This is a genomic window from Euzebyella marina, assembly GCF_003687485.1.
Classification (GTDB): Bacteria; Bacteroidota; Bacteroidia; order Flavobacteriales; family Flavobacteriaceae; genus Euzebyella; species Euzebyella marina.
In genome coordinates, this window is sequence record NZ_CP032050.1 from 1,016,900 (window position 1) to 1,032,004 (window position 15,105).

Genomic DNA, 15,105 nt, shown 5'->3' on the forward strand with positions numbered 1-15,105 from the left:
AAAAAGTATGATTATGAAACTGAAATTATTTGCTTTAAGCATTTTGCTAACGGTAGTTTTTTCATGCAAACAAGAAAAGAAGCAGGGTCAACCGCAACAAGAAGAGGCCACTGAGGTTATGGAGACCAGAGCCAAAAATCTTAATGCCGGGGCTTTTGATACGATTGTCGATGGTAATCAAGTAAAACTCTATTGGCTTAAAAATGATGATATTGAAGTAGCTATCACCAATTATGGTGGAAGAATAGTGGGCCTGTTTACGCCAGATACCAAAGGCGAATGGGTAGATGTGGTTATTGGGCGTGGCAGTGTCAAAGAATATATCGATGGTCCGGAATCTTATTTCGGAGCTTTGATAGGAAGGGTGGGCAATCGAATCGCAGGAGGTAAATTCAGCATAGATGGCAAGAACTATTCGGTAGAGACCAATAATGGTGAAAATGCCTTGCATGGGGGGCCGAACGGTTTTCAAGATAAAGTTTGGAAAGTAGAGTCTAGTAATGATACTACGTTGGTATTGAATTATTTGTCGGAAGATATGGAAGAAGGTTTTCCTGGGGCTCTAGATGCGAAGGTAACTTACCATTTGATAAAGCCTAACACCCTAAGAATTGAATACGATGCGGTAACCGACAAGCCGACCATTGTTAACCTTACCAATCACGCTTATTTCAATTTGAATGGAGAGGGCAGTGGTAACATTTTAGACCATGAAATGATATTGTATGCCGATAAGTTTACCCCGGTCGATGAAACCTTGATTCCTACGGGAGAGTTAAAAGCGGTAAAGAACACTCCTTTTGATTTTACAGAACCTCATAGAATAGGGGAGCGAATTGAAGCGGAAGATACTCAAATTAAATATGGAGGTGGCTACGATCATAATTTCGTTCTTAGCGATGAAACGAACAATTCTTTAAAGCAGGCCGCTACGGTAGTAGGCGACAAATCAGGTGTGGTTATGGAAGTCTTCACGACCGAACCCGGCGTGCAATTCTATAGTGGTAATTTCATGAATGCAGAGAATAAGTTAAAGTCGGGCGCACGCGATGAACATCGATCCGCTTTCTGTCTTGAAACCCAACATTACCCAGATTCGCCCAACCAAAAGAATTTTCCGACCATTAGATTAAACCCGGGAGAAGAGTATCATACGATGACTGAATACCGTTTTTCCACAAAATAAAGTACCTACCAATGAGATATAGTATTTCTTTTCTATCCATTTTTATCGGCATTCTTTTTAGCAGTTATGGTCAAGATTCCTCGGCAAATCCTTTGTTGGCCGATCCGACTATTTTTCAAGAAGATGGTACATATTATTTATATGGAACCACCGGAGATCCAAAAATGGGAAAGGATAAAGGTTTCTTGGTCTATACTTCCAAAGATTTAGTTGACTGGCAAGGTCCCTCTGGCCCGTCAAAAGGGTTGGCCATGAGAAAGGGAGATGCATTTGGTACAAAGGGCTTTTGGGCTCCACAAATATTTAAGTACGACTCTAAATATTATATGGCCTATACTGCCGATGAGCACATCGCATTGGCTACTTCGAGCCATCCTTCCGGTCCTTTTAAGAATAAAGAAAAGAAAGACTTGCAGGCTCCCGTAAGGCAGATAGATCCCTTTATTTATTTTGATGATGACGATAAAAAATACCTTTACCATGTAAGGTTGACGGAGGGTAACCGAATTTTTGTAGCTGAACTTGAAGACTCGTTAGAGACCATAAAACCTGAGACGTTAAAAGAATGTATTTCTGGCGAATTGCCTTGGGAAAATACGTGGGATAGCGAATGGCCCGTAACCGAAGGGCCTACTATTTTGAAGAGAAACGGAATTTATTACATGATTTATTCCGCGAATGATTTTCGTAATCCTGATTATGCCGTTGGCTATGCCACTAGCAATCATCCTTTAGGTCCTTGGACCAAATCTAAAAACGGACCTTTTATTACCAAAGAGATTTTAGGAATCAACGGAACAGGCCACGGAGATATTCTAGAGCATGAAGACGGTTCTTTGTATTATGTCTTTCATACCCATTTTGATGATTCAAAGGTACAGCCGAGACGCACTGCAATTGTCAAATTAGTATTTAGCGACGGTGACGAAGGGCACGAAGAAATAAGCATTGATAAAAACACATTTAGGTTTTTGCAACTTGAGGGCAAAAAATGATTAATAAGCATATGAGTGAAAAGACTAAGGTGGCGATGGTGGGCTGTTTTGATACCAAAGCAGAAGATTTCGCCTACCTACATAGTTGTTTAACAAAAGGAGGTGCTGAGGTAGTTTCCATTAATACGGGTGTTTTAGGCAGTACCGACCGGTTTGCTGTAAATTTTGAGGCTGATAAGGTTGCTGAGGCTGCAGAACTAAACATCGCAGCATTGAGGGAGGCGAACGATAGAGGAGAAGCGCTTATTGTCATGGGTAAAGGAGCAGGACAAATTCTGGCAAACCTTTTCCAAAAGAATGAGATAAATGCAGTTATCGGAATGGGCGGTGGCGGTGGTACCTTTGTTGCTATAGAAGCTATGAAAACCCTACCATTCGGTGTGCCAAAACTGTGTTTGAGTACCTTGGCCACTAAAGATTTATCAGAAAAGATTGAGGATAAAGATATTGTTCTGATGCCTTCAATTGTTGATGTAGCGGGTCTTAATCGCATAAGTAGGGTGTTGATCAATCAAGCCGCAGGTGCCATTTTAGGAATGGCCAATATCGTGCCTTTGAAAGATAGCGATACCAAAGGCAGTATAGCCCTTAGTGTATTTGGTAACACCACCGTATGTGCGAATAGGGCTTCTGAAATCTTAAAGTCAAAAGGATACGATGTTCTGGCTTTTCATGCCGTAGGTACCGGAGGCAAAACGATGGAGTCTTTAATGGAAGAAGGTGTTTTTGACGCCGTACTTGACCTTACGACCACTGAATTGGCTGATGAGCTGTGCGGGGGTATCTGTAGCGCTGGTCCCCATAGATTAAAATCTGCCTCAAAAATGGGCCTTCCGCAAGTGGTGGTTCCCGGGTGTATTGATATGGTGAATTTTGCCGCGAAAAGTACGGTTCCTGAAAAATACCAAGACAGGCATTTGTTCTCATGGGCCCCCGACGTAACCCTTATGAGAACGAATAAAGAAGAGAACGATATACTGGGCAGGCAAATTGCTGAAAGGTTGAACAGTTCAAAGAACGCCGTTACCGTTGTTCTTCCCTTGAACGGATTATCTAAAATAGGGGCTAAAGGTGAGGTGTTTTATGACGCAGAGGCCGATAAGCAACTTTTTAAGTCTCTATGTGAGCATCTAGACCCGAAGATAAAAGTAGTTGAGGTAGATGTAAACGTAAACACTCCGGAATTAGCCGAAGTGATAACCGAAGAGTTGTTGCTGTTATTGGATAAATAAAATTGAAAGTAATTCAAACAAAATATAAGTATAACCAAAATTAAATATTGAAGTATGCCTAACAAATGGACGGGAATAGGTAACCCTTATACCAAACAAGAAGTAAGAGACCGTTTAAAAAAGGTTTTAGATCAAAACAAAGCTATTATCGGTGCAGGAGCGGGAACTGGTATCAGTGCCAAATTCATTGAAAAAGGTGGCGCCGACCTTATCATTATTTACAATTCTGGTCGATTTAGAATGAGCGGGCATGGTTCTACCGCAGGTATGATGGCCTACGGCGACGCCAATGCCGTAGCTATGGAAATCGGTGAGTTCGAGGTATTGCCGGTAGTCGAAGAAGTGCCGGTTATCTGTGGGGTTCACGGTAGTGATCCAAGAAGAAGAATGTGGCATTTTCTTGGTCAAGTGAAAGACATGGGCTTTTCCGGAGTCAATAACTTTCCTACCCACTCAATTATCGATGGCCATTTTAGAAACGTTCTGGAAGAAACAGGAATGGGTTTTAAAAAGGAGGTAGCCATGGTCGACTTGGCTACTAGAATGGATATGTTCTCTGTGGTCTATGTGGCCAAACCCGAAGAAGCGGTTCAAATGGCCGAAGCAGGTGCAGATGCCATTATTGCCCACGTAGGTACTACTGTCGGTGGTTCGATTGGTGTAACCGATGCAACCGTTTCTATGGATGCTGCTCTTGAACGTACCCAAGAAATAGTAGATGCTGTTAAAAAAGCTAATCACGATACATTCTTTTTAGCGCACGGTGGCCCAATTAACACTCCTTCTGATGTTAGGTATGCCTTAGACCACGTTGACGGTTTACACGGTTTTGTGGGCGCTTCCTCTTTGGAAAGAATGGGGGTTGAAGCTTCATTGACCAATTTGACCAAAGAGTTCAAATCGTTAACCCTTTAGAAAATAGAACATGTCCGATCAATGGAAATTTGTTAAGGAAGAAGATTTAATGTTCGAGGAAACCGTTGGCAGGCTCCATTATTGGCATTACCACCCTGAAACCATGGCAGGCGCACAGTCTTATATGGTCAAGGTGGTAGTGCCCGAGGGCATGGGCCACGATTTTCACAGGCACCCCAATATGCACGAAATACTGTACATACTTAAGGGTAGGGCCGAACAATGGATCGAAGATGAAATGCAATATCTAGAGGTGGGTGATTCTATCTATATAGATAAAGATGTGGTGCATGGCACTTTTAATGCAGGTAAGGGTGATCTTGAGTTTTTGGCCGTATTATCGCCACCAGAGGGCTGGGAAGCTGGTACACTTGATGTGAGCCAACAAGAACCCTACGCCAGTTACCGAAAAAAATAGACCAAGGGCCTACCTGAATGGCCTACTTACTAATCAAGAATATAGAAGAATGATAAAATTTAAATCTGGCCTTTTTTTGGCCATTTTGGGTATGGGGCTCTATTCCTGTACCGAAACAAAAGAACCGCCACCGCCTCTTACCTACACGGGGGAAAACCCTAAGGTACAAGATCCACTGAGTCCTGAAGATTCACAAAAGCACATTCAGTTACCGGAAGGCTTTAGCGCACATCTTTTTGCGGCCGAACCGAATATTATCAACCCGATAGCCTTTACTTGGGATGAGAAAGGAAGGCTATGGGTAGTGCAGTCAAAAGATTATCCCCACGACTTGGCGAATGATGTGGGCGGTGACCGCATTACCATATGTGAGGATACCGATGGTGACGGCAAGGCGGATAAGTTTACCGACTTTGCTACCGAACAAAGTTTGACCACCGGAATTGTTTTGGTCAAGGGGGGAGCTATTGTTTCCCAAGCTCCTGAAATGGTCTTTTTAGAAGATACAGATGGGGATGATAAAATGGACAAGCGCACCGTTCTTTTTGATGGCTTCGGTACGTTTGATACGCATGCAGGCCCGTCAAGTTTAAGATATGGTCTTGATAATAACTTATGGGGTGCTGTTGGATATTCTGGATTTGAGAACACCTTCGGCGATAAGAATGTCAAGTTTGAAAGAGGTGTTTATCGCTTTGGTCAAGATGGTTCTTTTTTAGAACCAGTGGGTCAATTCGATAATAATACATGGGGAATGGGCTATAACGAGAATTTCGAAATTTTCGGTTCTACCGCCAATAATAACCATGCTTGCTATGTGGGCATTCCTTTAAAGCACTATGAATATTTGGAGAAACTTCCTTCTTGGGCTTTAAATGCCGATTTTATTCAAGGCCACTACGAAATTTCTCCCGTTACCGACATCCCCCTGCAACAGGTCGATGTTCGTGGTGGTTTTACCGCGGCTTCCGGGGCTAACTTTTATACGGCAGGCAACTATCCAAAAGAATATAGAAATCAAATGTATGTAGCAGAGCCTACCGGACATTTGGTTCACATTGCCAAAATTGTAAAAGATGGGGCAGGTTATAAAGAGGTCGATGGCGGAAATATTTTTGCCAGTACCGATGCTTGGACAGCCCCTGTATTCGCTGAAACCGGGCCCGATGGTAACCTTTGGGTTGCAGATTGGTACAACCCCGTTATTCAGCACAACCCCGATAAAAGGGGAATGGACAATCAAATATGGAATGCCGACAAGGGTGAGGGCAATGCTCACATCAATAAATTAAGAGACTATGGTCATGGTCGTATCTACATTGTAAAATACGATGATAAGACAGATGATGCCATAACATCTTTAGATGCAGGTGATAACGAAGCTCTTCTGGCCGCTTTAAAAAGTGATAATCTTTTCTGGCGAATCACGGCGCAACGCTTGATTGTTGAAGAAGGTAAAAAAGAGCTCGTTGGTGAATTAATTGCAATGGCCGAAGAAGGTTTAGGGCAGAATGATGAAATCAATGCTCCTGTTCTGCATGCTTTGTGGACCTTGGATGGTTTGGAAGCTTTTGATGGAGAAGATGCCAAAACGCTAGATCTTTTAAAAAAGGCACTTGAAAACGGAAGCTTTGCCGTGAAGAGAGCAGCTATGGCCTTGTTGCCAAACGATACCGCAGGTAGTGAATTACTTGCCGGGTCCAAATTATTGACCGATTCGAATGCCCAAGTGAGGTTGGCGGCGATAGTTAGGGCCTCTGAACTTCCTGAATCATCAGGACTTTATACTGCCATGGAAAAGTTGGCAGGTGATGCTTCCAATAGTTCTGATAAGTGGTTGAATGCAGCTACCAAGGTATACTTTAGAGAACTGAATTATGAAACTGTTGATCCTGCCGTGGTAGAAATGATAGTTCCTTCTGCAGAAGACCGTGCTTCGCAATGGTTGTATACCACTTCAGATCCTGGAGATGATTGGGCATCGGAGCAGTTCGATACCTCTAGCTGGAAAAAGGGAGATGCCTTCTTTGGGGGTAAGGCCATTGAAAAAGCTAAATCACTTTGGGATTCAAATGACATCTGGTTAAGAAAAGAGTTTCAATTGAATGAAGCAATTGAAGAGCCGGTCTTGAAGATTGCCCATGACGATGACTACGAAGTTTTCATCAATGGTGAGAAGTTGATGGCTGAATCGGGCGCCAGTGGTCAGGCCTATAAGTTCATCAAACTTGATGAGGCCAAAAGCCAATTGTTCAAGAAAGGCAAGAATGTAATAGCACTGCACTGTATAAATACGGGAGGTGATCAATACATCGATATGGGTATCGGTAAAGTAGGTGAGACCAAGGCCGATGTGGTCTTTGATCTTAAAACGGTTCCTCAAGAGATGGCTTTTGACCAAACCGAACTATTTGCCAAGGCCGGTCAAACCATAGAAATCAAATTGAAGAACATGGATCAGATGCCGCATAACTTGGTGGTTGTAAGACCTGAAAGCCTTGATGCTTTTGGACCTCTAGTAGACGAGTTTGTGGCTACGCCGGAAGCGGAAAAAATGGGTTACGTTCCTAATTCACGTTATGTCTTGGGTGCGACCACTATGCTTGCCCCGAATGAAAGTGATTCCATAATCATCAACTTGCCGAACAAGCCGGGCCGATATCCTTTTGTGTGTACATTTCCTGGGCACTGGAGGTTTATGCAAGGGGTCATTATTGTAACACCCAATGGCGAAAAAGAGGTTCAGGTCACAGGGGCATAACCATGTGAGAGTGATATATAAACAGAAATAAAACAGAAAATGAGAAACATACTATTAGGTCTTGCTACATTAACGATGGCCGTCGGTTGTAAGACGCAAGAACTGCCAAAAGAATATGCTACTGATGCTGCAAAGGGGCATTACATAGCCAATAATAAAAAGGCTAGTAAAATTGCAATTACCGGAGGAGGCGGATCCCATGATTTTTTAAAGTTCTTCGGAAAAGCTGATGGAAAAATCTTGAGTGAAAATGGTAGCAATACGGTGGTCTATTCAGAAGATATGGAAGAAATAGCTTCTTTGGTTCCAGTTGTTGACGTGCTTATGTTGACCAACAATAAACCGTTAAGTGCCGAGGTTAAGGAATCCATTTTTTCCAATGTAGAAAGTGGTAAGCTTGATATGCTTATTTACCACCCGAGCACATGGTACAATTGGGAAGATTGGCCCAAATACAATAAAGAGTTGGTAGGTGGTGGATCACGCTCGCACGAAGAACTGCAAGAGTTTGAGGTGATTGTTACCAGACCGGAACATCCTATTATGAAAGACGTTCCAGCTACTTTTAGAATTGTAGATGAACTTTACCGTTGGGAAAAAGACCCTGCCGGAACAGATGTCGAGGTCTTGGCCATTGGTAAAGGTTTAGAGTCAGGTGAAGAATTTCCTGTGGTTTGGGTAGTGAAACATCCAAAGGCAAAAATTGTTGGTAATACGTTAGGGCATGATGAAAGGGCCCACGATTTACAGGCGTATCAAACTTTATTGAAGAATAGCCTTAATTGGTTGAATAAGTAAAATAGGTTATAATGGTAATGTTGGTTAAAAAGTTCATATGCTTGAGTATTTGTTGGATGGTATTTTCAATGCATGCCCAAATACAAATTCAATTGCCGAAAAATCAAGAGGCGAATAAGACCGATGTTACCAGAACAAAAGAAGGCTTGTTGTTATCATGGCCATTGAAAAATGGCTCGATTGCAGAACTGAATCTGAATTTCGATAATGACAAGCCTTTATTCAGTGAACTTTCCATTCTAGACAGCGGAAAGAGGACTAGTATCGCCAAATTGGCAGACCCTATATTTCTGCTCAATGAGGGGAGCCGAACGCTTAAACCAGAAAATGGTTGGACTATTTTTTTCGATAAGGTACATACCCGCCCCTATGAATCTCATGTGCTTAAATTAAACAAGAAGAGTGTTGAGGTATCAAAAAATGCTAATAGAACTGTTGTTTCTATTTCTGAGATAACCTCACCGTCTTTTAGCGGAAAGCTCGAGTTGACCATCTACAATGGTATTCCACTTTTTAATATAGCTGCCGTAATTTCTACCGATGAGAATGCAAAGGCTATTTTGTACGATGCGGGTTTAACATTTGACAGTGCAACCAACGTTTCTTATCTCGATAATGCAAATTCAAGATTTGAAACAGCAGAGGTTCAAGCCGACTCTGCCACCAATAAGGCGGTCAAATTTAGAACTGCTCTTGCACATGGCGAAAAAGGAGCGCTAGCCATTTTTCCACCACCACATCAGTATTTCTATCCCTTAGATGAGGCCTTTAATCTCAAATCGGTCTGGTATGGTAAAAATTATAGAGATATGGTGGGTAAGTTTGGTGTCGGTATCAGGCACGAACCTGATGGAGACAATAGGTTTGTACCTTGGTTCAATGCGCCCCCGAAGTCAGAACAACGACTCAATTTCTTTGGCTACCTAGGTTCTGAATCTCCCGAAACGGTCTTGGAAGAAATCAAGAAATTCACGAATGGCGATACCTATCGACCATTGGAAAATCATAAGACCCTTTCAAGCCATTTTCACAATGAGTTTATTATGAACGTAGTTAGGGCTGGCAAAGAAGTTCCTGAGAAACCCGAATTTGTTGATGTCTTTAAACATATGGGGGTTGATATCGTTCACTTGGGCGAATTTCATTACACGGCACATCCACAGGGGCCCGATAGTTTGAGATTGCAGGAACTAAAGGCTTTGTTCGATATGGGAGAAAGATGGTCGGATGATGAGTTTTTGCTGCTGCCAGGTGAAGAACCGAACGAGTTTTTAGGAGGACATTACATGGCTTTTTTTCCCAAACCGGTCTATTGGATCATGGCTAGAAATGAAGACCAGCCTTTCGTAAGTGAAATGCCAGATTTTGGAAAGGTCTACCGAATCGGCAATAGTGACGAAATGTTGAAGTTATTGGAATTGGAAAACGGATTGGTCTGGACGGCTCATCCAAGAATAAAGGGCTCAACGGGTTACCCCGATGCATACAAAAACGAAACTTTTTTTAAATCGGATCGCTTTTTGGGAGGTGCTTGGAAAGCCATGCCCGCAGATTTGTCGAAACCCAAACTTGGTTTACGCGTGCTTGACCTTTTAGATGATATGAACAATTGGGGACACCAAAAAAAGGTGTTGGCGGAAGCCGATTTGTTCACTATATCATTTGAGAACGAAATGTATGCCCATATGAATGTCAACTATCTTAAGATACCAGATTTACCTAGTTTCTCGGAAGGATGGGGCAATGTGCTGGACCAACTTAGTCAGGGCAGTTTCTTTTCTACAACGGGAGAGATTCGCATACCTACCTTCAAGGTAGATGGAAAAGAATCGGGAGAGTCTTTACAATTAAAGAATGGGAAAGCTAAAATAGATTTGGAGTTGGATTGGACTTTCCCTCTAAACTTCATTGAGGTTATCTCAGGTGATGGCAATTCGGTTTTTAGGGAGCGTATTGATGTGAACCACACTAATGCCTTCGGAACTGATAAATTCAGCTTTGAGGCAGAACTCAAAAATAGGAAATGGGTTCGTGTTGAGGTTTGGGACGTAGCTGCCAACGGCGCTTTTACCCAAACGGTTTATTTAAAGAACTAGATAGGTTTGCCTGAGCCGTTAAGAATTATTCCCTGACTTTTTTCTTGGTGGTAAACCAACCAATTACTTTGTTCGAAAGTTCCGCTGCTATTTCAGGATGCTTTTTTATAATAGTAGCGTTTCGTTTCTGTCGTCAGAATAAGGTCATGAATTCGTGATTTTCTAGAATTTTCCAATTGCGATTACGATGAAGGAGAAGAAATTGAACATAAGAAGAGTTCACTTCTTTTTTTGGATGACGTTATCTTTTAAAACCTGCTCCATGACCGATTTTCGGTAGTTCCTACCTATAGGTATGGCTTGCTGGTTGTTCAACAATAGTTGATGGTTTTCTACGGTGACTATTTTGTTTGAAGGAACGATGTACGATTTGTGTACGCGTAGAAACTTATCGGAATCTAGATACTCTTCAATTGTTTTTAATGGCATCAAGGTCATGTGGCTTTTACTTTCCGTCTGTAGGATGACATAGTTTTCCAATGACTTTATGAACACCAATTCATCCAATAGTATTTTCTGGTATTTGCCATCGCATTTCACAAAAAAATAATTGGATTCTGCGGAGATTTCTTGTTGCGAAGGATTGGTTTTGCCTTGATAATGACTAGCCTTTCCAATGGCTTTAAAAAAGCGGTTGAAGGTGATAGGTTTTAAAAGATAATCTATGACATCAAACGCAAAACTGTCCAATGCGTAATTGGGATAGGCCGTGGTAATGATAACCATGGGCAGATTGGAGCGCGACTTTAAAAATTCCATTCCTGTTAAATAGGGCATTTGAATGTCCAGGAATATTAAATCGACCTGGTTTTTTAAAAGAAACTGATCCAATTCCAGAGCATTATCCAAGGTCGCCAATAGATCTAAATGTTCGAGAACGACGATATATTCTGCCAGCACTTCCCGTGCCAACGGTTCGTCATCAACGATTACGCAGTTTAGTTTGGGCTCCATAACAGCTTAAATTCTACTTTAAAAACGTCTTCCAGCTCCTCAATTTTAAGGGAGTGGGAATTGGAGTACACCAAATTCAACCTGCGTTTGATGTTTTGAAGGCCTATTCCTTTTTCCGAGTTGTCCAATGTTTTAATATCCTTGGTGTTTTCCATGGTGAAATGCAGCTGCTCGTTGGTGGCCAAAAGGTTCATCTTTATAAAGTTCTTCCTTTTTTTTCCTTTGGAAACATGTTTAAAGGCATTTTCTACAAATGGAAGCAACACAAACGGACTCAATTCCTTTTTTTTGGTCGTTTGATTGTCAATTTTATAGGAAGTGCTTACCTGCTCCGCATCCAATCGAAGCGATTCCAAATCAATAAAATTTTGGATGAACTCCAACTCCTTTTCCAAGGGAATTTTATCATCATCACAGTCATACAATTGATGGCGCAGCATATCAGAAAAACTGGCTAACGATTCCGAAGCCAAATCTGGATTTTTATGAATCAAGGCAAAGATGGAGTTGATGGTGTTGAACAAAAAATGCGGATTTATTTGCGACTTTAAATATTTAAGTTCCGTCTCCAAACTGTCTTTCTCTACTTGTAATCGCTTATTCTCGGACTGCAACCAGTTTTTGCCCAGTTTTATGCTCATGCCCAAGGTCATACTGGCCACGGTGGTGGGTAATGCCCACACAAAGAAAATTTTAAAAAATTCATTGGTGCCAACCCCATACATTTCTTCAAAAGTTATGGGCGAAAGCCAGTCCGCAACATAATAACCACTGGTGATTATGGCATTGCAAGCCAAAATAGTGGCAACTACCAAAAGTAAGTAGAGTGCGAACCGCCTGCGGTATAGAAATTTTGGAATGAGGTAGTAGAGGTTAAAATAGACCCCAAGCATTTGAAAAATGAGATAGAAGTAAAACTTAATCGAACTATCGGTAAAGTATAGGTAATCATACACCCCTTTGAGGCTTCCAAAATTGATGATGAGCCATACCAAATGATAGACAATCCAAAACGGAATATGGTGCAATTTGTACCTGAAAATAAATCGGACTAAGGGCGATTGCTGCATACGATGACATACTTCAACCCTACAAATTATTCAATTTAGGCGAGCTTCAAAAGCAAATTGACCAACGGTTACATATACATGACGAATGAGTTACTTTGCCTTATTTTTTGAGAAAATGCTATTCTTCAATTTTTGACTGTTTTTGGTCAACAACATTCTTTTCAGAAAAGCTTGATGTTTTCATTTGGCGACAAATTCATCTTTATGAAATATTCGGCTTCTCACTTTTCGTTGTTGTTTTCTTTGTTTTTAGGATATTCCGTTCAGTCCCAAATTACAGGTACGGTGGTGGACCAAAATGAAAATCCAGTGCCTTATGTGAATGTGGTGCTGTATCAAGCTTCGGATAACAAATTGCTCACGGGAGCAGTTACTAACGAAGACGGAATTTTTTCTTTTGTTTTTGATATAGGAGGAAGTTTTAGATTGGGATTGAGCAGTTTAGGATTTGAGGATTACTCCTCCGATGTTTTTGAAATGGAAATAAACAGCCAAAAGGATTTTGGAAGAATAACGCTTCTTGAAAATGCCAGCCAATTGGATGAGGTAGTACTGTCCGCACGAAAAAACTTGGTTCAGAATACCAGTTTTGGCAAGGTCATTAACGTACAGAGCAGTATTATGACCCAAGGAAGCAATGCGTTGCAGGTGCTTGAGCGTTTACCAGGAATTTTTGTAGATAGAAACAACAATCAATTCAACCTAAATGGGCAAACTGGCGTAACCATTTTGTTCAATGGGCGAAGAATGCCTTTGTCAGTTGAAGAAGTTATGGAGCTGCTTTCGAGTACTTCCACCGAGAATATTGAAAAAGTGGAAATCATAACTTCACCTAGCGCAAAATATGATGCTGACGGTGGGGCAGGGGTATTGAACATTATTTTTAAAAAGAACGAATACGAAGGGGAACAACTCAACTTAAACGCTTCGGTCGGGGTTGGAATCAAACCAAAGGCCAATACTTCATTACAATATGCCTTGGGCAAGGGCAGTTTTGCATTCAATGCCTCGTACAGTTTTATGCACAATCAAGGGAAGAATGGCTTTGAGGGCGAGGGAACCCAGAACATGGCCTTTTTGGGTGGACAAAATTTTGCTGAATTCGCGACTTACTTCAATTTCACCAACAATACCCACAACCTGAATACCGCCTTGAATTACCACCTCAATACGTCCACTGAAATTGGAGCTGATTTCTCGTTTATGCATGGCAACAACAATACGGTTTCCAATATCAACAATCGACGGCAAATTGAGGGTGAGGAGCCTTTTAGCTCCAAATTGACCAACATCGGCAATAGTGACAAAAACAATTTCATTACTTCGGTTTATATGGCAAGCCAGCTTTCCGAGAAATCAAAATTGAATGTGGATGCCAGTCTTTTGTCTTACGGAAATGACAATCCAGCCTTGACCATCAGTCGCTATTTTGATGCCAATGGAAATCCCATAAATCCAGATAACGAAATTTTTACCGAAGGTAACCGTGGGCAAAGCAAATCAAGCATTGGCCTTGGTGCCATAAAAGCAGATTACGCGCTGGATTTGAATGAGAATCTACAATTGGAAATTGGAGCAAAGGCAAGTTATGCCAAAAATGAAAACGATAGCAGTATTGAAACCAATGTCGATGGAGAATGGCAGGTGGACCCACGTTCGCAAAGTGTCATTTCAAGTGATGAAAAACTATGGGCAGTTTATTCGCAAGTAGCAGTGTCCTTAAACGAGAAAGCTACGTTGTATGCTGGACTACGCTTTGAAAGTTGGCACAGGACCATCCATAATGCCACGAGTGACTTTAAAATCAATCAGTTATTTCCCTCGCTATCGTATGACCGCAAAATTGGGGAAAATAGCTCCTTGGTTCTGGCGTATCACAGACGAATTTCACGACCAGCATACAACGATTTGGTGACCAGTTTGTATTACAATGACCCAACGGCCATCTTTACGGGTAACCCGTTGCTCAATCCCTCATTTTCAAACATGCTTCGAACAGACTATACCACCCGAAACTTTAGTGTTGGTTTTTCGCTGCAAGATGAAAAAGACCCGATTTTAAGAAACCAGTTCAGTTCTACGGCTGCCAACGATATTTTGATTATTTCCCCTCAAAATGCTGAATATCAAAAAAGTGTCAATCTGTTTGCAAGCACAAATTTTTCTTGGGCCAATTGGGCAAGATTTACACTATCAAGCACCACTTCCTATCGAAAATACAAACTCGTGCATGTTCCGAGTCCTCTTGAGAATTCTTATCTATTTCAAAGCCTAAATTTTAGCCAGACCGTTGATTTACCCCAAGAATGGAATATAGAACTTTCGGGCTGGTACAATTTCCCTTCCTTTAACGGGTCACACAAAACGCAAGGTTTCGGAATGGCCAACTTCGGGTTGTCAAAAACCTTCAAAAACAATGGGGGCACATTGAAATTTATGGTGACCGATATTTTTCAATCCTTCAAAATAAACACGCACAATGGGTCCCTTCAACCCATAATTTTTGATATCGATACCAAGTCGGTCTATCGGGATGAATCCGCTTTTTCACGAATTTTTATGTTAGGCTATTCCAGAACTTTTGGCCAAATGAGTGGACGGAAAACTCGCGAAACGAAGGTTAAAGAAGAATTGGAGCGGGTTGATTAAGAAGTCAATTTTTTAAGGCATAGAAAGTCGA

At 41.5% G+C, this 15,105-nt stretch carries 11 protein-coding genes; 9 read left to right on the top strand and 2 right to left on the bottom strand.

Annotated elements, in window-relative coordinates; genetic code table 11:
- The first annotated feature begins 13 nt into the window (after positions 1-13).
- From D1013_RS04135 to D1013_RS04170, 8 genes are all read left to right on the top strand, one after another.
- Positions 14-1,186 (top strand): aldose epimerase family protein, encoded by a 1,173-nt coding sequence (locus D1013_RS04135; protein WP_121850591.1) that lies wholly within the window; start codon positions 14-16, stop codon positions 1,184-1,186.
- An 11-nt stretch (positions 1,187-1,197) separates the two neighbouring features.
- Positions 1,198-2,181, top strand: a complete 984-nt coding sequence (locus D1013_RS04140; protein ID WP_121847681.1) for a glycoside hydrolase family 43 protein — start codon at positions 1,198-1,200, stop codon at positions 2,179-2,181.
- 11 nt (positions 2,182-2,192) lie between these two features.
- Positions 2,193-3,413, top strand: a complete 1,221-nt coding sequence (locus D1013_RS04145; protein ID WP_121850592.1) for a Tm-1-like ATP-binding domain-containing protein — start codon at positions 2,193-2,195, stop codon at positions 3,411-3,413.
- A gap of 54 nt (positions 3,414-3,467) precedes the next feature.
- Complete coding sequence (locus D1013_RS04150) at positions 3,468-4,328, top strand: phosphoenolpyruvate hydrolase family protein (RefSeq protein WP_121847682.1); 861 nt, start codon at positions 3,468-3,470, stop codon at positions 4,326-4,328.
- A gap of 10 nt (positions 4,329-4,338) precedes the next feature.
- Positions 4,339-4,746 carry a cupin domain-containing protein gene (locus D1013_RS04155; RefSeq protein ID WP_121847683.1) on the top strand — a complete coding sequence of 136 codons (408 nt, stop codon included), beginning with the start codon at positions 4,339-4,341 and terminating at the stop codon, positions 4,744-4,746.
- 49 nt (positions 4,747-4,795) lie between these two features.
- On the top strand, positions 4,796-7,507 hold the full coding sequence (locus tag D1013_RS04160; protein WP_121847684.1) for a PVC-type heme-binding CxxCH protein: 2,712 nt from the start codon (positions 4,796-4,798) through the stop codon (positions 7,505-7,507).
- A gap of 39 nt (positions 7,508-7,546) precedes the next feature.
- Positions 7,547-8,305 carry a ThuA domain-containing protein gene (locus D1013_RS04165; RefSeq protein WP_121847685.1) on the top strand — a complete coding sequence of 253 codons (759 nt, stop codon included), beginning with the start codon at positions 7,547-7,549 and terminating at the stop codon, positions 8,303-8,305.
- Positions 8,306-8,397: 92 nt separating this feature from the next.
- Complete coding sequence (locus D1013_RS04170) at positions 8,398-10,401, top strand: CehA/McbA family metallohydrolase domain-containing protein (RefSeq protein ID WP_205601272.1); 2,004 nt, start codon at positions 8,398-8,400, stop codon at positions 10,399-10,401.
- 219 nt (positions 10,402-10,620) lie between these two features.
- Here D1013_RS04170 and D1013_RS04175 read toward each other — a convergent pair whose 3' ends face one another.
- Positions 10,621-11,355, bottom strand: coding sequence for a LytR/AlgR family response regulator transcription factor (locus D1013_RS04175; RefSeq protein ID WP_121847687.1), 735 nt, complete (start codon positions 11,353-11,355; stop codon positions 10,621-10,623).
- Positions 11,340-12,425 (bottom strand): sensor histidine kinase, encoded by a 1,086-nt coding sequence (locus tag D1013_RS04180; protein WP_121847688.1) that lies wholly within the window; start codon positions 12,423-12,425, stop codon positions 11,340-11,342. Before D1013_RS04180 ends, D1013_RS04175 begins: the two co-directional genes overlap by 16 nt.
- A 204-nt stretch (positions 12,426-12,629) precedes the next feature.
- Here D1013_RS04180 and D1013_RS04185 point away from each other — a divergent pair, with 204 nt between their 5' ends.
- Positions 12,630-15,074: a TonB-dependent receptor gene (locus tag D1013_RS04185; protein WP_162987797.1), complete on the top strand. Its 2,445-nt coding sequence runs from the start codon at positions 12,630-12,632 to the stop codon at positions 15,072-15,074.
- Positions 15,075-15,105: the final 31 nt, after the last annotated feature.